Origin of the sequence: Streptococcus mitis, assembly GCF_000722705.1 — a bacterium.
In the GTDB taxonomy this organism is placed as follows: domain Bacteria; phylum Bacillota; class Bacilli; order Lactobacillales; family Streptococcaceae; genus Streptococcus; species Streptococcus mitis_P.
Genome location: NZ_JPFW01000007.1, coordinates 363,092 through 384,961, shown reverse-complemented (window position 1 = coordinate 384,961; position 21,870 = coordinate 363,092). Strand labels below are relative to the sequence as shown.

The 21,870-nt window shown below is 39.7% G+C and carries 25 protein-coding genes; 3 read left to right on the top strand and 22 right to left on the bottom strand.

The window, feature by feature from the left end:
• Positions 1-12: 12 nt before the first annotated feature.
• The 4 genes from SK642_RS04600 to SK642_RS04585 all read right to left on the bottom strand — a co-directional run bounded on the left by SK642_RS04600 (position 13) and on the right by SK642_RS04585 (position 3,477).
• Complete coding sequence (locus tag SK642_RS04600; RefSeq protein ID WP_033683559.1) at positions 13-849, bottom strand: PRD domain-containing protein; 837 nt, start codon at positions 847-849, stop codon at positions 13-15.
• Between the two features lie 305 nt (positions 850-1,154).
• The gene (locus SK642_RS04595; protein WP_033683558.1) at positions 1,155-1,877 is read right to left on the bottom strand and encodes a class I SAM-dependent methyltransferase; all 723 of its coding nucleotides are present in this window, start codon (positions 1,875-1,877) and stop codon (positions 1,155-1,157) included.
• The gene (locus SK642_RS10015; RefSeq protein WP_033683557.1) at positions 1,855-2,559 is read right to left on the bottom strand and encodes a methyltransferase domain-containing protein; all 705 of its coding nucleotides are present in this window, start codon (positions 2,557-2,559) and stop codon (positions 1,855-1,857) included. The genes SK642_RS04595 and SK642_RS10015 overlap by 23 nt, the downstream gene beginning before the upstream one ends.
• Before the next feature lie 3 nt (positions 2,560-2,562).
• Positions 2,563-3,477, bottom strand: a complete 915-nt coding sequence (locus tag SK642_RS04585; protein WP_033683556.1) for a DMT family transporter — start codon at positions 3,475-3,477, stop codon at positions 2,563-2,565.
• Between the two features lie 195 nt (positions 3,478-3,672).
• Here SK642_RS04585 and SK642_RS04580 point away from each other — a divergent pair, with 195 nt between their 5' ends.
• The 3 genes from SK642_RS04580 (at position 3,673) to lacB (SK642_RS04570) (ending at position 5,260) form a co-directional block, all read left to right on the top strand.
• Complete coding sequence (locus SK642_RS04580; protein ID WP_033683554.1) at positions 3,673-4,149, top strand: RrF2 family transcriptional regulator; 477 nt, start codon at positions 3,673-3,675, stop codon at positions 4,147-4,149.
• Positions 4,150-4,301: 152 nt separating this feature from the next.
• The gene (gene lacA, locus SK642_RS04575) at positions 4,302-4,730 is read left to right on the top strand and encodes a galactose-6-phosphate isomerase subunit LacA (RefSeq protein ID WP_033683553.1); all 429 of its coding nucleotides are present in this window, start codon (positions 4,302-4,304) and stop codon (positions 4,728-4,730) included.
• Positions 4,731-4,741: 11 nt separating this feature from the next.
• Entirely contained in the window at positions 4,742-5,260 is a 519-nt protein-coding gene (gene lacB, locus SK642_RS04570; RefSeq protein ID WP_033683552.1) for a galactose-6-phosphate isomerase subunit LacB, read from the top strand.
• 127 nt (positions 5,261-5,387) lie between these two features.
• Here lacB (SK642_RS04570) and lacD read toward each other — a convergent pair whose 3' ends face one another.
• The 18 genes from lacD to truB all read right to left on the bottom strand — a co-directional run bounded on the left by lacD (position 5,388) and on the right by truB (position 21,861).
• Positions 5,388-6,368 carry a tagatose-bisphosphate aldolase gene (gene lacD / locus SK642_RS04565; RefSeq protein ID WP_001229114.1) on the bottom strand — a complete coding sequence of 327 codons (981 nt, stop codon included), beginning with the start codon at positions 6,366-6,368 and terminating at the stop codon, positions 5,388-5,390.
• 1 nt (position 6,369) lies between these two features.
• Positions 6,370-7,299 (bottom strand): tagatose-6-phosphate kinase, encoded by a 930-nt coding sequence (locus SK642_RS04560; protein ID WP_033683551.1) that lies wholly within the window; start codon positions 7,297-7,299, stop codon positions 6,370-6,372.
• Positions 7,300-7,309: 10 nt separating this feature from the next.
• Positions 7,310-7,825 (bottom strand): galactose-6-phosphate isomerase subunit LacB, encoded by a 516-nt coding sequence (gene lacB, locus SK642_RS04555; RefSeq protein ID WP_001216918.1) that lies wholly within the window; start codon positions 7,823-7,825, stop codon positions 7,310-7,312.
• A 30-nt stretch (positions 7,826-7,855) separates the two neighbouring features.
• Positions 7,856-8,281, bottom strand: a complete 426-nt coding sequence (lacA, locus tag SK642_RS04550; RefSeq protein ID WP_000029277.1) for a galactose-6-phosphate isomerase subunit LacA — start codon at positions 8,279-8,281, stop codon at positions 7,856-7,858.
• 284 nt (positions 8,282-8,565) lie between these two features.
• A complete protein-coding gene (locus SK642_RS10010) occupies positions 8,566-9,462 on the bottom strand; it encodes an aldose 1-epimerase family protein (protein ID WP_080708934.1) in 897 nt (298 codons plus the stop codon).
• A 100-nt stretch (positions 9,463-9,562) separates the two neighbouring features.
• On the bottom strand, positions 9,563-11,038 hold the full coding sequence (locus tag SK642_RS04540; protein WP_033683550.1) for a PTS galactitol transporter subunit IIC: 1,476 nt from the start codon (positions 11,036-11,038) through the stop codon (positions 9,563-9,565).
• A gap of 46 nt (positions 11,039-11,084) precedes the next feature.
• Positions 11,085-11,390, bottom strand: coding sequence for a PTS sugar transporter subunit IIB (locus SK642_RS04535; protein ID WP_000590547.1), 306 nt, complete (start codon positions 11,388-11,390; stop codon positions 11,085-11,087).
• 38 nt (positions 11,391-11,428) lie between these two features.
• Positions 11,429-11,905 (bottom strand): PTS sugar transporter subunit IIA, encoded by a 477-nt coding sequence (locus tag SK642_RS04530; RefSeq protein ID WP_033683549.1) that lies wholly within the window; start codon positions 11,903-11,905, stop codon positions 11,429-11,431.
• 261 nt (positions 11,906-12,166) lie between these two features.
• The gene (lepA, locus tag SK642_RS04525) at positions 12,167-13,990 is read right to left on the bottom strand and encodes a translation elongation factor 4 (protein WP_033683548.1); all 1,824 of its coding nucleotides are present in this window, start codon (positions 13,988-13,990) and stop codon (positions 12,167-12,169) included.
• 78 nt (positions 13,991-14,068) lie between these two features.
• Positions 14,069-14,797 carry a metallophosphoesterase family protein gene (locus tag SK642_RS04520; RefSeq protein WP_033683547.1) on the bottom strand — a complete coding sequence of 243 codons (729 nt, stop codon included), beginning with the start codon at positions 14,795-14,797 and terminating at the stop codon, positions 14,069-14,071.
• 1 nt (position 14,798) lies between these two features.
• Entirely contained in the window at positions 14,799-16,466 is a 1,668-nt protein-coding gene (gene recN, locus SK642_RS04515; protein WP_033683546.1) for a DNA repair protein RecN, read from the bottom strand.
• A gap of 6 nt (positions 16,467-16,472) precedes the next feature.
• A complete protein-coding gene (locus SK642_RS04510; RefSeq protein ID WP_020900686.1) occupies positions 16,473-16,904 on the bottom strand; it encodes an arginine repressor in 432 nt (143 codons plus the stop codon).
• Entirely contained in the window at positions 16,897-17,712 is an 816-nt protein-coding gene (locus SK642_RS04505; RefSeq protein ID WP_033683545.1) for a TlyA family RNA methyltransferase, read from the bottom strand. Before SK642_RS04505 ends, SK642_RS04510 begins: the two co-directional genes overlap by 8 nt.
• A complete protein-coding gene (locus tag SK642_RS04500) occupies positions 17,705-18,580 on the bottom strand; it encodes a polyprenyl synthetase family protein (RefSeq protein ID WP_033683544.1) in 876 nt (291 codons plus the stop codon). The genes SK642_RS04505 and SK642_RS04500 overlap by 8 nt, the downstream gene beginning before the upstream one ends.
• On the bottom strand, positions 18,577-18,789 hold the full coding sequence (locus tag SK642_RS04495; protein ID WP_000043226.1) for an exodeoxyribonuclease VII small subunit: 213 nt from the start codon (positions 18,787-18,789) through the stop codon (positions 18,577-18,579). Before SK642_RS04495 ends, SK642_RS04500 begins: the two co-directional genes overlap by 4 nt.
• Entirely contained in the window at positions 18,767-20,107 is a 1,341-nt protein-coding gene (gene xseA, locus SK642_RS04490) for an exodeoxyribonuclease VII large subunit (RefSeq protein ID WP_033683543.1), read from the bottom strand. Before xseA ends, SK642_RS04495 begins: the two co-directional genes overlap by 23 nt.
• Before the next feature lie 127 nt (positions 20,108-20,234).
• Positions 20,235-20,873 carry a uridine kinase gene (udk, locus tag SK642_RS04485; protein ID WP_033683542.1) on the bottom strand — a complete coding sequence of 213 codons (639 nt, stop codon included), beginning with the start codon at positions 20,871-20,873 and terminating at the stop codon, positions 20,235-20,237.
• A gap of 109 nt (positions 20,874-20,982) precedes the next feature.
• The gene (gene truB / locus SK642_RS04480; protein WP_033683541.1) at positions 20,983-21,861 is read right to left on the bottom strand and encodes a tRNA pseudouridine(55) synthase TruB; all 879 of its coding nucleotides are present in this window, start codon (positions 21,859-21,861) and stop codon (positions 20,983-20,985) included.
• Between the last annotated feature and the right edge of the window lie 9 nt (positions 21,862-21,870).

Genomic DNA, 21,870 nt, shown 5'->3' with positions numbered 1-21,870 from the left:
TTAATTAAATTTTTATGACAATAAACGTTGGATATGTAGAACTAGATAAACTCGTTCACTCTTATACAAATCAAGACCCGTATGTTGCGTAATCACATCATAGATCTTGGAACCAATCTCGAAGGCTTTTGGATAGGATTGTTTAATATGATCTTCCATATCAAGAAGAGATTGGTTATCATCTCTAGATCTATCCAAATAATCCAAGAAATAATTCAAATGAATCATAAAACGATCATAGAAATGATTATTCTCTTTGGTTCGTTGAATTGCATAACCCTTTAGCACTTCTTCAACATTCCTGAGAATTTCTTTCCTCTTATCAATCGACTCCACAAGTTCCACTTCATTCTCGCCTTCGGCATTAATGAAATGATAAGCAATCCGAATAATTTCGTCCTCAGGAAAATGATTCGCTAGCTTCTGACGGTAAATTTCAAAAGCTTCATTTGCGATTTGAAAAGCGACTGGATACTTAGTGGAAATATCTGGCAGATTGCTATCCTTGTACCTTCCTTGTGCTAGAGCTTGATAAGAACAGTAAACATGGTCTGTCAACGTTACGTAAAGATATTCTTGAATCGGATAATGATATTTCTTTGAAAGCTTATCAATAATCTCATAGGTCACTGTGATAAAATCAAGCGGAACATCTTTTAGAAGAGCCATAAAGTTTTCTCTGGACTCTTCGGTCTTCATCCGAAAGATTTTCTCAACCTGCTGTTCAGCAATCAAATCTCCCTTCTTCTTTCCAAATGCAATCCCCTTACCAATTACAATCACCTCTTCTCCTTTATCATTTCTGACCAGCGAGACATTGTGATTCATTGGATTTAGAATTCGATACATGTCAACCTCCTTTTATATCTTAAAGGTATATGAGTACAAAAAATGACCACAAATGAACCAGAAAATCAGCCGATTTCTAATTCACCTGTGATCATGCCTAATATTACTTAGTAACACTCACCTTGTATTAACTTGTGATTTAAGTATAGCACAAGTAAGTTATTTTGTAAACCCTTACGAATAACTTTTTTTACTTTATTTAAGCATATTTTTATCAAAAAATAAAACCGTAAACAAAATTAGAAAACAAGTGTTTATAGCGCAGAAAATTTCATCTCAATTCAAAAACAAGTGTACTAATAACTCTATATTTTTTTGAAAGCTCCAAACCAAAATCCATTATTCCTAATAAACAACTCATCACCAAAAGCTCTAGTATGTTTTGAACCGATTTCTAATTTTACAAGACGCATAGGAGCCAATAATTCAATTAACTCACTTTCTGTATAAACTCTTTCTAACATTGAATCTAGTTTTCTACGTATATAACCTTTTTCTAGTAAAGAATTATCAGGAATTGCGTCTCGGAAAATTCCATCTTTCCGTGGACAATAAAAATAATACATTCCTCCTGTTTTCAACATCCTTTTTACCTCTGAAAAATAGTTCTGTCTATCTTTTTCATCCACTATAAATGTAATCGCAGACATTATATCAAATATAGAATCGAAATGGTTGTCAGGAAAATCTAAACCTTTACCTACATCTGTCTGTGTTATATGACAATTAAATTGTGGAAATGACTTAGTCAATAATCGTTTTGCACTATCAGCAGCCTCTTTTGTTAAATCTACACCACAATAAGTATCCGCATAATGATTTTCAATTAAATAGTAAAGATTCCTTCCAAAACCACAACCAACTTCTAATACCCTACACTCATCGTTTTGAGTAACGATTTGATTTCTCAAAGAAAAAATCTTTTGAACTGCATCATTAGGAACTAAGCGTGTCTCTGTTTTTGATGATTGGGCATGTAATTCTTCCCATTTCTTGTGATTATCTTCATTTAAAACAAATGTATCCATTGAACTCTCCATATCTCATTATCGTTTCTACATGATGAAATCCAGCACTCTTTAACATTTCTTTATTTTCAGCGTGAGTATGGTTAATCATAACTCCCTCCAAGCTCAATTGCTTAGATAGAATTTCTTCTGGACTAAATCCATGTTCTTGCTTGAATTTAATATAATTGGAAACTATCAACTTATTTACCTTCGGATCTGTCATGATTTCTTTCTCAAATAGAATAAACGCTCCACCTTCAACTAAAGATTCATATATTTTTGATAAAATCTTTATTCTCTTGTCTGGGAGAATAAACTGAAGGAAATAATAGCTAATAATTAAATCGCTGGGTTCTAACCTGGCTTCCTCCACGGAGCTTGTTATAAATTCAAGCTCAGGAAATTTTGATTGTGCCACCTGATTCATTTCTGGAATTTCTTCTATCCCGATAAAACGAACTTCTTTTTTAGATTTGTGACGCTGGTATAATTTACCAATCAGATTACCCGTTGCGGAGCCTAGCTCATAACATAAGGAATGGTCACGAATAAAAAAATCGCTTAGATGACAAACAAGGTTATGTCCTTCATCATATAAAGGAATAGATTGTCTAACATGCTCATCAAAATGTTGAGCTACACCATTACCAAAACTCCATTGTGTTCCATTTTGAATAACAATATCATTTCCAACTTCCATAGACTACTCCTCTTCTCCCTTGACTTTCCAGTTTACTAATACCAATGCTAACACAACCATCGAACCCCCAAGAACCAAATTCAATGTAAACGGCTCATGTAAGCCCATAATAGAAAAGATAGTTGAAAATACTGGAACTAAAAACAAGAAACTGCTAGCTACTGTTGCTCCCCTTTGTCCTAGACTATAAAACCACAGTCCAAACGAACCAGCAGACGCAGGAATAATTAACCATATAAACCAAACCCAGCCCCAAAATCCTAAATTTAGAAAGTTATAACTTTCATGCACAGGTATTGAGAATAAGTAAAGGAATACCCCACCTAATAACAATTGCCAAGCTGTAAATATCCATGGACCGTTATCAAAAGGAATTTTCTTGGTGACAACTGTATTGATTGACCAACAAAATGAACCAAGTAAAGCAAATAAAGCACCTAAACTAAACGCAGATACATCTAGTCCAATACAAGTAACAACTCCAGCCACACCTAATATTAAGGCACTTATCTTCTGAATAGTCAATGTATCTTTTAACAAAAAATGTGCTAAGAAAGCTAACCAAAGAGGATTCGTAAATAAGATAATGGAAGACATCGATGATGACACATCATGAGCTAGGGCAAGATTAAGAAATCCCATGGTTCCAGCTGTCTGTAAGAGCCCGATAGTCACAACCAATATAAACCCCTTTATCTTGCTACCTTGACTTTTAGGAATGATAGTCCCTCCCTTGCAAAATAAAAACGATAATACTAACATCACTAACCCAGCAATAATAAATCGAACACCCCCAAGTAATAATGGAGGAGTCTTTTCAACTACTATAAGATATTTCCCAGTTGGAAAAGACGACCCCATAAAAAGTGTGGTAAGTAATATAGAAATCAAAAAAATAAAATTTGAACCTCGTTTCATTTATTTCGCCTTCTTTCAAAAGATATTGATGATATTTTTTGTCTTTTATTCTACTCTTTTAAAAATGAATGTCAAGAGATTTATCAAAAAATTCCAAGATTATTTTTTTAAACTCCTATGTATTGAGAAAAAAACAAAAAAAGACTATACTGGTAATTGTGGATAATGATTATCTTTTTATATGGAGGTACAAACATGCGATTGTCATCAGGTTGGGAACAGTCAGTCTATGTCTTACTCATGTTAGATCAGCTCCCTGAAGGAAAATATATCAATACAATTTCCTTGAGTGAACGGCTAGAAGTTTCAGATTCTTATTTGAAAAAAATTATAAAACTATTAGACAACGAAGGATTGGTTAAATCCGTTAGAGGGAAAAATGGAGGCGTTGCTCTTTCTAAACCCCTCAGCCAAATCACTTTTTACGATGTATTTGTAGCTATAGAAGGAAAAAATCGAATCTTTGAAAGTCAAAATCTTCTAAAAAAATTCTTAGGCAACAAGGAAAGTAAAAAGGCTAAAAGATGCGTCGTAACCAACTCTCTTGATATTATTGAAAATACTTTAGTTGCAACCCTGACTTCTATTACACTCAGCCAGGTAGCCCATCAATCTGAGATTAACTATGATTTAACCGATATCAGAAATTGGATCAATAAATGCCAAAACTAGCTGAAGAAAAAATTCTTCAACTAGTTTTTATAAATCCTTGACAAATAATTTTACAAGGACTATACTATATTTGAAGATATAATATATCTTCTATATCGTCAACAATGATATTTCATTGCATGCTTTTGGATAGCTAAAGAAAGAAGGTTCTTATGAAAGTTATTTTAGCTACTGACCAAGATGGTTTCCAACTGAAAGAAACCGTCAAACACTATCTGCTTCATTCTGGTTATGAAGTAATTGACCTCAACTCTACACAAGGTTCTGCGGATTTCGTTGATTCTACTGTCAATGCTATTACAGAGTTTAGAAAATATAAGCAAGCTCGTGCTATTCTTTTTGACAAGTTTGGACATTCTTTTATGCCTGCTAATAAGTTTAAAGGTATTATCTGCGCCGCTGTTTCCGATGAACACTCTGCCATGATGACTATTCGACACAATTCTACTCCAATCATTACAATTGGTTCTGGAATTACAGGTGATATTTTAACAGTTGAAATAGTCAAATCCTTTCTTGAGCACAACTATGATGCTGGTCGTCACCAAGTTCGAATTGATATGCTGAACAAGCTCTGCTAGGAGGTATTCCCATGAAAATTGCTCTCGGTTGTGATCACATTGTAACAGATGTGAAGATGAAGATTTCAAAACACCTAAAAGAACAAGGTCATGAAATCATTGATGTTGGTACTTATGATTTCGTCCGTACTCACTATCCTATTTATGGTCGCTTAATTGCAGAGGAGGTCGTCAATGGACGGGCTGACTTTGGAGTTGCCCTTTGCGGTACAGGTGTTGGAATTGCTGTATCTGCTGATAAAGTTCCTGGAACTCGAGTTGTACTTGTCGGAGATGTTGCGACTGCTCGTTCCGCTCGTGAAAATCTCAATGCTAATATTGTTGCTTTCGGTGGTGCAATCCTAGGTATCAATTTCATTAACAACATTGTAGATGAATTTATCAATACCAAATACAAACCAAGTCCTGAAAAAGAGGAATTGATTTCGAAAATTGATAAACTATCTGAAGTGAGCCCAGATGTAGCTGCCAATGATCATATCTTCGATGAAGAGAATGCCAAGTGGGAGCGTGGAGAATATCACGATTAACTTGTATTCCGCCTTCTATATTTTATCTAACCTTGAGGATAACTAGCTCAAGGTTATTTTTACGTCATCAAAAAAGTCTAGAGATATTTCTTATCCCTAGACTGAAGTTTTTTTCACAATTTGAGTGCTACACGCGTTCTTTCCATGAAGTCGCTGTTGTTTGAAGAACTTTGTTGAGCTCGTCAATGTTTTCAAATCCAGTTGTGCGAAGCCATTCGCGAGCTGCTGCTTCACCATCTTTGATGTAAGCTTCAACTGATCCAGCCCATGTAGCACGGCCACAAAGAACTCCGTTAAAGTTTGCACCTGATTCATGAGCAAATACAAGAGTATCTTGGAAAAGTTTAGCTGATACACCAGCACTCAAGTAGATGTATGGCAAGTTTGTTGCTTCATCCTGTGCTTTGAAGAAGGCTGCTGCTTCTTCACGTGTGTAAACCACTTCACCCTCAGCGAAGCCTTCAACATATTTAATGTTAACAGGAACTTCTACTTTCAAGACATCAATGTTAAAGCGTGGGTCTGAGAAGACTTTCATAGCACCAATAACTTTGTGTGGTTTTACTTTCGCGTATTCTACAGAACCTGCGTCCGCAATTTTTTCATCGTAAGCAAGGATTTCAAGGAAGAATGGGATATCTTCAGCCACACACTCAGAACCGATACGTTCGATGTAAGCTTGTTTTTCTTGGTTGAGTTCGTCTGAGCTATCTACATCATAGTAAAGCAAGAATTTAACTGCATCTGCACCTTCTTCTTTAATACGTTTTGCAGACCAAACATCCAAGCAGTCTGGCAAACGTTTTGTACTTGTTGTGTCATAACCTGTTTTTTCATAAGCAAGGAGAAGACCTGCTTTTTCATCAAGAGCTTTAGTTGCTGGAAGTCCATATTCTGGGTCAAGAAGCATAGATGAAGCGTATTTAGTCAATTCATCTGCTACCAAAACTTTGAGTTCTTCCATTTGAGCCACAGTTGGTTCTTCTGTTTGGTGTTGAGCCATGAGGCGTTTCAAAGCACCACGTTGGTCAAATGCAAGAGCTGAGATGATACCATTTTCATCAGAAAGTTTTTCTAAGCGTGCACGTTTTTGTTCTGTTAAAGCCATTTTATACCTCTTTTACTATTAATTGATCATATAGAGCTTGATAGTTAGCCATGTTGACATGACCAGTCATTTTTTCTTGAGCATTGAGCATACCAAGGACATTTGCCTTGATGAGAAGTTCTGCATCCGATTCTTTATGAAGTAGTCCTGAAGAAATCCCTGCCACAGTAGAATCTCCAGATCCGACAGGGTTAACCACTTGAATTCTAGGAATATCCACCTTGTAGAAAGTATCCCCATGTTTGGCAAAGGCACCGTTGGCACCAAGTGAAACGATAATCCATTCAATCCCTGCAAACAAAGGTTCTTGGAGAACTTCTTTTAATTCATCCAAATCCTCGGAAACTTCTCTTCCTAGAAGCTGAGATAATTCCTCATTATTTGGTTTGATGACTGTTGGTTTGTGTGATGATTCAAGAACAGCCTGAAGAGCTGCACCTGAGCAGTCCAAGACTACAGGTTTGCCAGCATCATTTGCAATTTTCACAAGTTGAGCATAGTAATCAACTGGAAGACCAGCTGGCAGACTACCTGAGATAGCTACTACTTCAACTGACTCTAGGAGATTTTTGAAATGTTCCAAAAAGTCTTGACCTTCCTGTTCCAATACTACAGGACCTTTTTCAAGAACTTCTGTTTGGTTGTCTCCGTGGAGAATAGCAATACAGTTCCGAGTTTCTCCCTGAATTGAGAAGAAATCTTTCTTTACTTGATCATCGATATGTTCAACCAAAAACTCACCAAGTTTGCCACCCACTAAACCAGTAGCAAGAACAGAATCGCCAAATTCTGAAAGTACTCGAGTAACATTTAGTCCTTTACCACCAGCTGTTTTGGTTACATCCACCACACGATTGACAGTATCAATCTTCAACTCATCCAAGGGATAGGAGATATCGATGGATGGGTTCATTGTGACTGTTAAAATCATAGGTCACCTCTTAGTCGTGGTATTCTCCGCGATCCCATTTTTCAAGGAATTCAGTGAAGAAGTTTGCGTCTGTTTGTTGAGCATTGTGACTTTCAACGTGTTCAATTTTCGCAATCAATTTTTTGTTTTCTTCAGTTGGTTTGTATTCAGCATGGATGAAAGCTTCGATGATATCACACATAAGCAATTCACCAGTAATTTTACCACCAAAACCGATAACGTTAGCGTTCAATTGTTCTTTAGCATAAAGAGCTGTTGTCATATCACGAACCAAGGCAGAACGAACACCTGGAACTTTATTTACAGCATTGTTGATACCAACTCCAGTACCACAGATACATACCCCAAGATCAGCTTGACCGCTAGTTACAGCTTCACCAACTTTTTTACCAAAGATTGGGTAGTGAGTACGTGTGTGGTCATAGGTACCAAAGTCAATGACTTCATATCCTTTTGATTTCAAAAATTCTGAAACCGCCATTTTTTCATCTGTTACGATGTGGTCACATCCAATTGCAATTCTCATTTTTAACTTACCTTTCTTACTGTAATCTAATTAGCACATTTTGTTCAACATATCAACACGAATTTGGTGACGTCCACCATCGTATTTACCGTTAACAAATCCTTTAGCAATGTTTTTAGCCAATTCATCACCAACAAGTTGTGCACCCATAGTGATCATACGTGAGTTGTTGTGGCCACGAGTCATATAAGCTGAACGTTCGTCAGATACTTCTGCAGCAACCATTCCTTTGATTTTAGTTGCAACCATGAAAGGACCAGCACCATAAGCATCAATCACAATACCAAGGTTTTGTTCTTCTTTGTTTACTTCTGCAGCAACAGCAAGAGTCACATCAACAAAGTCTTGACCTTCAGCTGTAACATCCACAACGTGGAAGTTTTCTTTTTCCAAGAAGTCTTTCACAACTTCTTTCAATCTCAAACCTGCAGCATCTGCACCGATAACAATAGACATATTGTATACTCCTTTTTATTTTTCTAGGCTAGTAAAACCTTTTATAGTTAGCAGTTCATCTACAAAAAGCTTTCTAGCAGTTTATTGACAAATTGGATTGAATGAGATGACTTACACCTTATTCAAGTTTAGGAAATCAGTTTCCTAGAAATAATCCTCCTCCACGAAAGAGAATATAACAAGCGATTTTTTGTTTGTTACAAACATCATTTGTTGCTTACAAACATAATATACTCCTATTTCCTGAAAAAGTCAACAGTTAATGTTTGTTTTTGTGTTTTTAACTAAAAAATTTCGATATCAAAACCAATTTGATCCACTTGACCAGGTTCTAGGAGACGAACATTCTTCTTATCTTCGATATGATCTCCTTCTTCAAGGGATGTTGACAAGCCAGACCATGGTTCAAAAGCAATGAACGGACCTTTATTCAAGGTTGACCAGATAATGAGGTTTGGAAACTCTGCAAAGTGTACTTTCAACCCTTTATCATGTTTACGAGAACGAAGGGCAATTGTTCTAGATTGCAATTCATCTAAGGTAACTGCATCAGTACTGAAAAGATCATAGCTGAGGTCTAATTCTTTTTGACCTTCTAACCATGGACTTCTATCTTGGAAATCCAACATACCTGTTTCTGGGAAAGGGCGTGGAACAGAGCAAGTCTCTTCTTTCTCAAACTCTAAATAGTAATCTTCATAGACTTCATCATCAAGTAGAGGACAATTAAAGCCTGGATGCCCACCAATAAAGTAAGGCATGACCTTGCTAGTTTCTTTATTGAAAATCTTGTATTGAGTCCGTACTGTCTTACCAGTAAGGATATAAGTGATTTCTAGGCGGAAATGATATGGGTAGTTTTGATAGCTATTCTCATCGTCTTCAATTGCAAAAGTTACACTCTTGTCTGTTTGTTCGACTAATTCAAATTCTTTCTTACGAACCAAACCATGACGAGGAATCTTTCCTTTGCTTTCTTGCCCTTTCTCATCTATATAGAAAGCTGTATCCTCTCTTAAAGAACCACAAATAGGGAAGAGAACAGGAGCTTGTCCACTCCAATAAGTAGCATCTCCTTGCCACAAATACTCAAGATCTTCAGCATCTTTTATAGAAGAAAGAGCTCCACCAAAACTGTTAAATTGAACTCTTAGTTGTTCTGATTTTAATTCAATTACCATTATTTTCTCCGATTTCTTGATAGTTTATAAAAAACTAGGCTGTCACTCCTAATGGATGTCGACAACCTAGCTTTAACAATTTACATTTTATAGGAGCGCATTATTTTGCTTTTGCTGCGTACTCTTCGTTACGTTTGATCATTTGTTTTCTGTACCATGCAAAGATACCGATATAGAATACAAGGAAGACTACAGCACCAAGGATTGCTTTGATATCACCTGTTGTAGTGTTACCAATTGTCCAACCAAGAAGTTTTTCGATTGGTCCTTCAAGAGTTGAGTGAGTAATCAATTGAGTTTGACTCACACCTGCTGGGAAGGCACCTACACCTTTAGCAAGTTCTGTTGCAAATGGCGCGATAAGTGTACCTGAAAGAAGGAAGAGTGGCAACAAGAGTGTTCCGAAGATAATCATACGGAGCAATTTACCACGTGTTACAACCAAGAGAGCTGGAGTAACACCCATAGCGATGATACCTGCAAGTGGCAAGATACCATTTCCGACTTTTGAAAGAAGCACTGCTTCAACCAACATGATTGGTGCAAGTACGTTAGCACAAGCCCAGATTTCAGCACGACCAGCGATGAAAGGCCAGTCAAGACCGATGTTGAATTTACGTCCTTGAAGACGTTTAGTAGCAACGTTTGTAATACCTTGTGAAAGTGGTTCTACGGCAGCGATGAACCATGAACCAATAAGTGAGAAGAGTTCCAAAGATACACCAGCTGTCAAACCAAGAGACAACCAACCTTTGATAACTAGACGCCATTTATCTGCATCTGCAACACCTTCAATTGGATGTGGAGTTCCCATAATACCGATAACAATACCAAGAATGAAACCGATGAAGAATTTAGATCCCCAGAAACCGATTTTCTTATTCAATTTAGCAGCGTCAAAGTCATATTTATCAAGACCTGGGAAGAATTTTTCAAAAATCTTATCCAAAACCATGATAACTGGGTTCATCATGTAGTTCATGTGAGTTGAAGTCATTGGTGATGAACTTGGAGCGTTAAGCAGGTCATCAAATGTAGGTTTCATCAAGTCAGAGTTGATGATTTTAAGAACCCCAACAAGTACAATAGCTGCTGTAGCAATCAATAGTGAAACCCCTTGGCTCACACCGTTGTTGTCTGCATACCATTTAATCAAAAGACCTGTGATAGACAAGTGCCAGATATCGAAGATATCAACGTCAAGTGTATCAGTTTTCTTCATAGCAAGCATCACTACGTTGACAATCAACATGATGAGCAAGAAGTAAAGTGTCCAAGCAGATCCCCAAGTGATTGTTGCAAGTGGTGCCCAACCAACGTCAGTGATACTCAATTGGATACCTGTGTTTTCAACGAATTTTGCAAGTGATGCTGAGAAAGCACCATTTAGCATACCGATGATAGCACCGATACCAGTAAGAGCGATGGCAAGTTTGATACCACCTTCAAGCGCTTTGGAGAATTTCACTCCAAAAAGTAAAGCCAATACTGTCAAAATGATTAACATGATGACAGGTCCACCCATATCTAAGATAGGTGTGAAAAAGTCTTTGATTAGACCAAAGATTGCATCCATAACAGTTCCTCCCTTTTTGTGTTATATGAATGTTAACAAATTAAAATTAGCTTAATCCGTGTTCTTTAATAGCTGCTTCAATATTGTCAAATACTGGAGCACTCATAGCTGGGATACGGAATAAGATTGGTCCAGCTTCAATAACTGGAATACCTGGGTCAAAACCAAGGTCTGTAGCAGCAATTGGTGTAAAAATGTCATAACCTTTGATAAGGTCTTCGTTAACGTCTTTAACCATTACCGCATCACAGTGAACATCAAAACCACGATTTGAAAGTTCTTCTTCAAGAGCACTTTTAATTTGGTGACTTGAGTTAACACCTGCACCGCAGGCAGCAAGAATTTTAATCATATGGATTTCCTCCGATTTAATATTTTTAATAGACAAGATTAAGCGGTTGCTTCAGAGATATAAGTATAGAGAGCTTCTGGTTCAGAAATTTTAGCCAAATCTTCCAAATGGCCATTTCCTGTAAAGAAGTCCATCAACTGAGCAAGAATGTTAGTTTGACTTGAACTTGAGTTATTAATGATAAAGAAGAGCAAGGATACTTCTACTTCCTTATCTGGCGCAATCATATTATGGAAAGTCACAGGTTTGTCTAGACGAACGACCACAACTTTTTCGGCAAGATTATGAATCGTATCTGTGTGAGGAATAGCCACATTCGGCAAATCCTTACCCAAAAATTCCATATCTAAGCCAGTTGGAAATGACTTTTCACGCGTGATCAAGGCTTCACGATAGGTTGGAGTCACGATTTCTCGTTCTTCCAATAAAGTTGCAACCTGATCAAAGAGATGTTCTTGATTATCCGCTTCTAAGCAAAACACAAGGTTTTTGTCAAAGAAATGATCTAATCCCATAAGGTTTTCCCTTCTTTCCATTAACTTTATGCTATAAGTATAACACTATATGAAATCGTTGTCAATGATTTTCTGTTCTTTTTTGTCTCTTTTTTTATATTTTTGTTGTTTTTATAGTTTGACTTATAAAAACAAACACTTAAACAAACACACCAAACATTTTTTCTGTTCTAGAAACTAAAAAAGCAGACCATTTAAGTCTGCTTTACTATTGATTCTTATATAAATTTCCTATGAATAAGGAAAAGCAATTATGATAACTTATTCTTCATCCATACTCAAGACACTGAGGAAGGCTTCTTGTGGGACTTCTACAGATCCGATGGCTTTCATGCGTTTCTTACCAGCTTTTTGTTTTTCAAGGAGTTTACGCTTACGAGAAACGTCACCACCGTAACACTTAGCAAGTACGTTCTTACGAAGGGCCTTGATATCTGTACGCGCCACAATCTTGTGTCCAATTGCTACTTGAATCGGCACCTCAAATTGTTGACGAGGGATGATTTTCTTGAGCTTATCAACGATGAGTTTCCCACGTTCGTAAGCAAAATCCTTATGAACGATAAAGCTGAGGGCATCCACCTTGTCTCCATTGAGAAGGATATCCATTTTGACTAGCTTAGATGGGCGGTACTCTGACAATTCGTAGTCAAAGCTTGCATAACCACGAGTCGAAGACTTAAGTTTATCAAAGAAGTCAAAGACGATTTCAGCGAGTGGTATTTGATAGATGACATTGACACGGTTATCATCGATATAGTCCATAGTCACAAAGTCCCCACGCTTGCGCTGAGCCAATTCCATTACTGCTCCGACAAACTCCTGCGGTACCATGATTTGAGCTTTAACATAAGGCTCTTCAATAGTCGCAATCTTGGTCGGGTCTGGGAACTCAGATGGATTAGACACATCCATAGACTCACCGTCGGTCAAGTTAACCTTATAGATAACGGATGGAGCGGTCATGATGAGGTCGATATTGAACTCGCGCTCTAAACGTTCTTGGATAACATCCATATGGAGAAGTCCAAGGAAACCACAACGGAAACCAAATCCAAGTGCCTGAGATGTTTCTGGTTCAAACTGCAAGCTGGCATCATTCAGTTGCAATTTTTCAAGGGCTTCACGAAGATCATTGTACTTATTAGATTCAATTGGGTAGAGACCCGCAAAGACCATCGGATTCATCTGCTTGTAGCCATGTAATGGCTCTTCCGCAGGATTGGTCGCCAAGGTAACGGTATCACCGACACGAGTGTCCTGAACCGTCTTGATAGAAGCCGCAATATAACCAACATCACCAGTCGCAAGGAAATCACGACCAACTGCTTTGGGTGTAAAAATACCTACCTCAGTAACATCAAAAGTCTTGCCATTGCTCATGAGCTGAATCTTATCGCCAGGTTTAACAACTCCGTCCATAACACGAACTTGGAGGATAACCCCACGGTAAGCATCGTAAACAGAGTCGAAAATCAAAGCCTTAAGTGGCGCCGTCACATCACCCGTTGGAGCTGGAACTTTTTCTACGATTTGCTCAAGGATTTCTTCGATACCGATACCAGCTTTGGCAGATGCCAATACTGCTTCACTAGCATCCAAACCAATGACATCCTCAATCTCTGTACGCACGCGCTCAGGATCTGCAGCTGGCAGATCAATCTTGTTAATGACTGGCATGATTTCCAAATCATTGTCCAAGGCCAGATAAACGTTAGCAAGGGTTTGAGCCTCAATCCCTTGGGCAGCATCGACCACCAAAATAGCCCCCTCACAGGCAGCGAGCGAACGTGAAACTTCATAGGTGAAGTCTACGTGTCCTGGTGTGTCAATCAAATGGAAAATATAAGTTTCCCCATCTTTTGCAGTGTAATTCAGCTCAATAGCGTTGAGTTTAATGGTAATTCCACGTTCTCGCTCTAAATCCATGCTATCCAAAAGCTGGGCCTGCATTTCACGGCTTGAAACCGTCTCCGTCTTTTCCAAAATGCGGTCTGCTAGAGTCGACTTTCCATGGTCAATATGGGCGATAATAGAGAAGTTACGAATCTTCTCCTGTCGTTTTTTCAATTCTTCTAAGTTCATGATTCTCTTCCTTTCAGGGTATCTATTTATTATAAATTGTTTTTGACATTTTGACAAGACTATACCCTGCTAGGAGTACTAATCTTCAGCGACAAAGCCGTCATTTTCGATAAAGTGGTGTTCTGTCATTCCTTGGTCTGCAAAGACAATCCCATGAAGGACACCACCATAGACAGCTCCTCCATCCATGCCAATCTTACCGTCTTCTGTAGTCCAAAGCTCAGCTGTACCACGCTCTTGCTTCAATAAACCATAAACCGGTGTATGTCCGAAGACAATGATTTTTCCAGTATGATTTTCGGCTTCATGGAATGGCTTTCTAAGCCAGACTTTCTTATAATCTGTTGTTTCATGCCAATCATCCAAAGTTAAATCAATACCTGCGTGAACAAAGATATACTTGTCTGTCTCTACCACAAATGGCATTTGACGAATAAATTCAACCAAATCTGCCGCTTCAGTAGCAACCCGTTTGGCATCTTCTACTCCGTCAACAGGAGCATCCAAGGGACGACCTAGGATAGAGTTAATGGTTGTATCTCCACCATTGCGACGATAGTGGTCATAACTTTCTTCTGGGTCATCGAGCCAAGTCAAAAACATATACTCGTGGTTTCCTGACAAACAGATAGCCCCTTGATTGTCCACTAAGTCCTTAACCATTTCAAGGACACGGCGACTATCCTCACCGCGGTCAATCAAATCGCCTAGAAAGAGTAACTGGGTTTGACCATCCCAAGTTTTGAGAAGGTCTTCTAGCATCCCAGCTTTTCCGTGAACATCTCCAATTACATAATAGTCTGTCATCTTATTTCTCCTTGTTTCTCAACAATTCTCTGGCTTGCGTCAGGGCTGCTTCCGTCACATCATCACCTGCCAACATCTTGGCAACTTCCTCCACTCGCTCTTCAACCGTCAAGAGACGAACAGTCGAAACCGTTGAATGCTCATTGCTAATCTTCTCAATAAAGAATTGATAATCCGCAATTGCAATCACTTGTGGCAAATGGGAAATAGCCAGAACCTGACCATGCTGGCCAATCTTGTGAATCTTCTGCGCAATAGCCTGAGCTACACGACCTGAAACTCCCGTATCCACCTCATCAAAAACAATGCTGGTCTTACCTTCTTTGCGTGAAAAGGCAGACTTGATAGCTAGCATGAGACGGGATAATTCCCCACCAGATGCAACCTTGACCAAGGGTTTAAAGTCTTCGCCAGGGTTGGTTGAAATGTAAAACTCAACCGTTTCATTGCCCTCGCGACTGAATTTGCCCTTGCTAAAACGAACCTGAAACTGAGCTTTTTCCATATAAAGGTCTTGCAGTTCTTGTTTAATTTCTGCTTCAAGCTGCTGGGCCAAGTCATGACGAGCAGATGCAAGCTGACCTGCCAAGTCGACAAGATTGACTTCCAATTTCTTAAGCTCAGTTTCCATGTCCTCAGACGAGAGGTTATTGCCTGTCAAGAGATTGTATTCATCCGTAATCTTAGCAAAGTAAATCAAGACATCGTCTACAGTCCCACCATACTTACGAGTAATGGTATGAAGAAGGTCCAAACGATTCTCAACCTGCATAAGACGATTGCCATCAAAATCAAGGCCCTCAATAATAGCTTCCAAACGTTTGCTAATGTCTTCTAAGACATAGTAGGTCTCAGACAGAGAGCTGGAAATTTCACGGTATTCGGTGTCATACTCTTCGACACTTTCCATGTCATTCATAGCCGAACGAACATTGGCCAGACTCGAGAACTCTTCATTGTCTAACATGCTATAGGCATTAGTCAGTGTATCCGCAATATTTTTATGGTTGAGAAGTTTCTCTCGTTCTTGGTTGAGAGCCAGGTCTTCTCCAGCCTGCAAGTTTGCAGTCTCAATCTCTGCCATTTGAAATTCCAACATTTCGATACGAGCCTTGTGTTCCTGTTGGTTTTTCTTGACTTCCAGAACCTGCTTGCGCATTTTTCTATAGGCATCAAAACTCGTCTGATAGGTTTCTTTTAAGTCCCAAAAAGCTGCATCGCCAAATTCATCCAGCATCTGGATGTGTAGTTGAGGACGCATTAACTCTTCTTGGTCATGCTGACCATGAATATCCACCAGATGTTGCCCAATGGCACGCAAGACAGACAGATTGACCATCTGGCCATTCACACGACTGATACTACGACCATTTTGTAGAATTTCCCGACGGATGATAATCTCATCACCCAATTCTAAACCTTGCTCATCGAAAATTTCCTGCAAAAGGCGACTATTCTCAACTGAGAAAAGCCCCTCAATCTCTGCCTTTGGTGCACCATGACGAATAACATCTGTCGTCGCACGAGCTCCCAACATCATATTCATGGCATCAATGATAATCGACTTCCCTGCACCCGTTTCACCAGTCAGGACAGTCATTCCCTTTTCAAAATTGAGGGAAATAGCCTCAATAATGGCAAAGTTTTTTATCGAAATTTCAAGTAACATATAGACCTACCAATTTTTTACTTGTTCAAAGATTTCCTCAGCTAGACTTTCACTTCTGGCAATGACTAAAATCGAGCTATCATCAGCCAAACAACTAAAAATCTTATCAGCAAAAGTCTCGATTAACTGAGCTTTTACAAAAGCCGTATTTCCTGGAATAACTTGGAGATTAATCATCTTGTCCATCAATTCTGCCGATTCGATATTGTCTTCAGCCAATTGCAAACTTTTTACGATTGATTTTGGCAATTCATAGACATAGGTGTTGTCTCTCAAAGGAATTTTGACAATCCCTAGTTCTTTGATATCTCGTGATACCGTCGCTTGAGTGGCAGTGATACCTGCTTCTTTCAAATGTTCTACAATTTCTTCTTGCGTACCGATTTGATAATCTGTCACAAATCGTCTAATTTTTTCAAGTCTTTCTTTTTTATTCATTTTTAAATTGACTATGCGCCCTCTCTACTACTTCTTCAATATCAGCAAGAACCTGGTTACTTGCTGACTCTTCTTTTTTCAAATACGCTAAAAACTCAATATTCCCATGACCACCTTGGATGGGAGAAAAGTCCAATCCAAGGACTGAAAAGCCTTCCTCTACTGCCATAGCTGTGACAGATTCAAGGACATTCTGATGGACCTTGGCATCTCGAATAATACCATTTTTCCCGATTTGCTCACGTCCTGCCTCAAACTGGGGCTTAACTAGAGCCACAACCTGACCGTGATCAGACAAGACTCGGTGCAAGGCTGGCAGAATCAAACTGAGGGAAATGAAACTGACATCAATACTGGCAAAGCTCGGTTCCTTTTCGAAATCAGTCTTTTCAGCATAGCGGAAATTAAACTGCTCCATGCTGACAACTCGCGGGTCCTGGCGTAGTTTCCAAGCCAACTGATTGGTACCAACATCAACTGCAAAGACCAACTCGGCACCATTCTGCAACATGACGTCGGTAAAACCTCCAGTAGAGGCACCGATATCAATCGTGGTCGCTCCTTCAACTGACAAATCAAAGACCTGCAAGGCCTTTTCCAATTTCAAGCCACCACGGCTAACATACTTGAGTTTTTCACCCTTGAGTTTTAACTCGGTGTCGTCTGGAATTTTCTCTCCTGGTTTGTCAAAACGCTCTCCATTCAGGACTGCTACGACTAAACCAGCCATGACACCACGCTTGGCCTGCTCTCTCGTTTCAAACAAGCCCTGTTTATAAGCTAGTACATCCACTCTTTCCTTAGCCATTGATTCTCAAACTTTCTACTATTTTTACAATCGGCGCTGTTTCAAAGGGAATCTGCTGGGCGATTTCTTCTAACTTGGCATTAGCTTGATCCAAGGTTTGATTGCAAAAGGCAACAGCCGCTTCCAAGCCCAACAAGGCTGGATAGGTTGATTTTTCTGCCTGCAAGTCCTTTTGTGGTGTCTTGCCGATTTCCTCAAAACTAGCTGTCACATCCAGTACATCGTCTCTGACCTGAAATGCAAGCCCAATCAATTCACCAACAGTTTTCAATTTTACCTGCATTTCAGGAGCTAATTCAACAATGATAGCAGCTGCTTGGAAGGGATATGCTAGTAATTTTCCAGTCTTATTGGCATGAATGGTCTGAAGTTCTTCCAAGGACAAATGCTGGTGTTCGCCCTCCATATCCAAAACTTGTCCTGCCACCATACCCAGACTACCTGAAGCAAGAGATAAGTTAGCAATCAAGTCCACCTTGATCTGACTTGGCAAATCTGCCTGCGCTATCAAGGCATAGGGATCTAGGAACAAGGCATCTCCAGCCAAAATGGCCATAGCTTCACCAAATTTCTTATGATTGGTCAAACGCCCCCGACGATAATCATCATCATCCATAGCTGGAAGATCATCATGAATCAAGCTCCCTGTATGGATCATTTCCAAGGCCGCTGCTACCTGAGCGTGAGCAGGTTTGATGGCAATATGCAAGGCTTCCAGAACTTCTAACAAGAGAAAAGGCCGAATACGCTTGCCACCAGCATGAATGGAATAGAGAACGGACTCTCGCAAACTAGAGGCAAACTGCTGGTCTCCATAAAAATCTTCCAAGGCTGACTCGACAAGAGCTAATTTTTCTTGCTTCTTCATTCAAAATCACTTTCTGTTCCGTCTTCTTGCATGACCTTGACCAAGGTCTTTTCAGCCTTGTCCAGCGTCGCTTGGAGCTCTTTTGACAAGACCATACCCTTTTGAAAGGCAGCAATCGCATCTTCCAGAGCAATTTCACCATTTTCCAAACTTTGGACAATGGTTTCCAGTTCTGCTAGATTTTCCTCAAATTTCTTTTGTTTTGACATCTTTAACCTCTAATTCTACTTGACCATCTCGCATCAAAAGCGTCACTTGGTCTTTTTTCTTCAAACTCTCAACCGAATCGATAACTGACTCTTCTTTTTTGACAATTGCATAACCACGCGCCACGATTCGACTGGTATCCAACATCAGTAAGGCTTCTGAAAGTCTTTTCACCTCAGCAACCTTGGAATCATAAACCAGCGCCATTTGGCTACGTAGGAGCTTATCCAACTGTCCTAGACGGTCGTGATAACGTTGAATTTTGGTAACAGGTGATAATTGGATTAGTTGATGGGTCCTTGCTTGTACTATCTGTTTGTTATCAGAAATCCGTGTTCGCAAACTTTGTTTTAAGCGCAGTTGCAGTTGGTCCAAACGTTGTAAATAGCCATCATACAAGCGCTCTGGCTGTCTAAAGATAACAGACTGACTGCATTTTTTCAAAGTTTCTTGTTTCTTAGCTAGGACATTTCGGACTGCTGTTGCCATCCGTTTTTCCTGATTTTGCAAATGAGCTAATAGATCCAACTTGGTCACAGGTGTTGCTAGTTCAGCAGCAGCCGTTGGTGTCGCAGCGCGGCGATCTGCCACAAAATCCGCCAAGGTCACATCCGTCTCATGCCCCACACTAGAGATAACTGGCAAACGAGATTCAAAAATAGCTCGTACCACAATTTCTTCGTTAAAGGCCCAAAGATCCTCGATAGAACCTCCACCACGACCAATAATCAGCAAGTCCAAATCGTCACGTTGATTGGCACGCGCAATATTTCTAGCAATTTCCTCCGCAGAACCCTCACCTTGAACCTTGGTTGGATAAAGAAGAATATCGACACCTGGAAATCGCCTGCTGACAGTCGTGATAATATCTCGAATAACAGCTCCACTGCGACTGGTCACCACACCAATTCTCTTAGAAAATTGGGGCAGAGGTTGCTTGAAGCGTTCTTGAAACAGACCTTCTTCTGTCAATTTTTTCTTGAGTTGTTCAAACTGAATCGCAAGCGCCCCAACCCCATCAGGCTCAGCCTTTTCAATGATGATGGAGTAACTACCGCTCGGCTCATAGACCTGCACACGCCCAATCACATTGATTTTCATCCCTTCTTCCAGGTCGAAACCTAATTTCTGATAAATCCCAGACCAAATAGTCGCTTGAATAACTGCATGATCATCTTTTAGGGAGAAATATTGGTGAGTAGGTCGTTTACGAAAGTTGGAAACTTGACCAGTTAAATAGACCCGTTCCAAGTAAGGGTCTTTATCGAATTTCATTTTCAGATACTTGGTCAAAGTTGTTACCGATAAATACTTTTCCATCTCCACCTACTATTCATTTCCTTGCTCTTTCATGGGTATTATTATACCAAAAATATGCCTAAAAATCTTCATTTATGTACCATTATGAGGGAAAAATAGAAAAAGGAGGCAAGACCTCCTCATCTGATTATTTGCTGTTTCGAGCTTCTTCCAAAATCTTTGCAATCTTGGTCGTCAACAGGTCGATAGCAACTGTATTGCTGACCCCTTCAGGAATGACGATATCCGCATAACGCTTAGTCGGCTCGATAAACTGATGATACATGGGTTTAACCACACCTAAGTACTGGTCAATGATGCTATCAAGGCTACGGCCACGCTCCTCCATATCACGCTTGATACGACGAATAATGCGCACATCATCATCCGTATCCACAAAAATCTTGATATCCATCAAATCGCGCAGACGCTTGTCCTCCAAGACCAAAATCCCCTCAACGATAAAGACATCTTGAGGCTCCTGACGATAGGTCTTACTGCTTCGTGTATGCTCTGTATAGTCATAAGTCGGAATGTCCACCGGACGCCCTGCCAACAATTCCTTAATTTGCTCGATCATCAAGTCTGTATCAAAGGCAAAAGGATGGTCATAGTTGGTTTTGACGCGCTCTTCAAAGGTCAAATGAGACTGATCCTTGTAGTATGAATCATGCTCAATCATGGAAATCTTTTCATCAGGAAAATGCGATAAAATGGCCCTTGAAACACTGGTCTTACCACCACCAGAACCACCTGTCACTCCGATAATGATTGGTCTATTTTGCATGCTATCCTCCGTTTTTTTATCCGTCGTCTATTCTATCACATTTTTTACAAAATTTATAGTCTGGTTTGGATAGTCTAGGGGAAACAATACTCCCTACACCCCAGTTAGATTAGCTAAAAACCTTCCTTGGCTTATAGAGATTGTCCCTTTTTTCTAAAATAGCTAGCAATTTATCTCCCTCAAAGGCAGCTAATTCTTGGTCTGTTTGGGCGAGCTCGATAAAACGACCAAAGCGCACTTCTGTAGCCTCTTCTGAACTTAGAAAAACTTTGACAAGGTCACCTGTCCCAATCTCTAGAGGATGGAGAAAGTCCAGTTGACCAGCCTCAACTCTTTCAGCAATTTCTTTCAAAGTCAAGGCATCTTCTAACTGTAACCCTGCAGCACTAGTCCGAGTCAGATGAGACATATGAGCCACATAACCAAGCTTTTCACCCAAATCAACCGACAAGGTACGGATGTAAGTCCCCTTACTACATTTCACACGGAAAGTAAAACGTGCCAAATGACCATCATAAGAAATCGGACTTGTTCGATCAAATTGATAAATGGTCACCTGACGTTCTGGACGCTCCACTTCCTGACCAGCACGCGCATACTCATAGAGCTTGCGACCATTGACCTTGACAGCCGAATACATAGGCGGAATCTGAGTAATAGGCCCAGTCAGATTCGCAATGGCTTCATCGACAATGATTTCATCCAAGGGCGACAAAACAGGAGTCTCTGCGACCACTTCTCCACTAGCATCCTCGGTCGTCGTTGAATATCCAAGAGTGATTTCCCCCTCATAGACCTTGCCTTCATCCTGCATAAACTCGACCATGCGCGTCGCCTTACCAACCGCAATGGGCAAAACACCGACTACATCTGGATCCAAGGTTCCACCATGTCCGATTTTCTTTGTCCCCAAAATCTTACGCAGTTTAAAAACCGCATCATGCGAGGTCATCCCCGCTTCTTTTTTTAAGTTGATAATACCGTTCATATCTTTCTT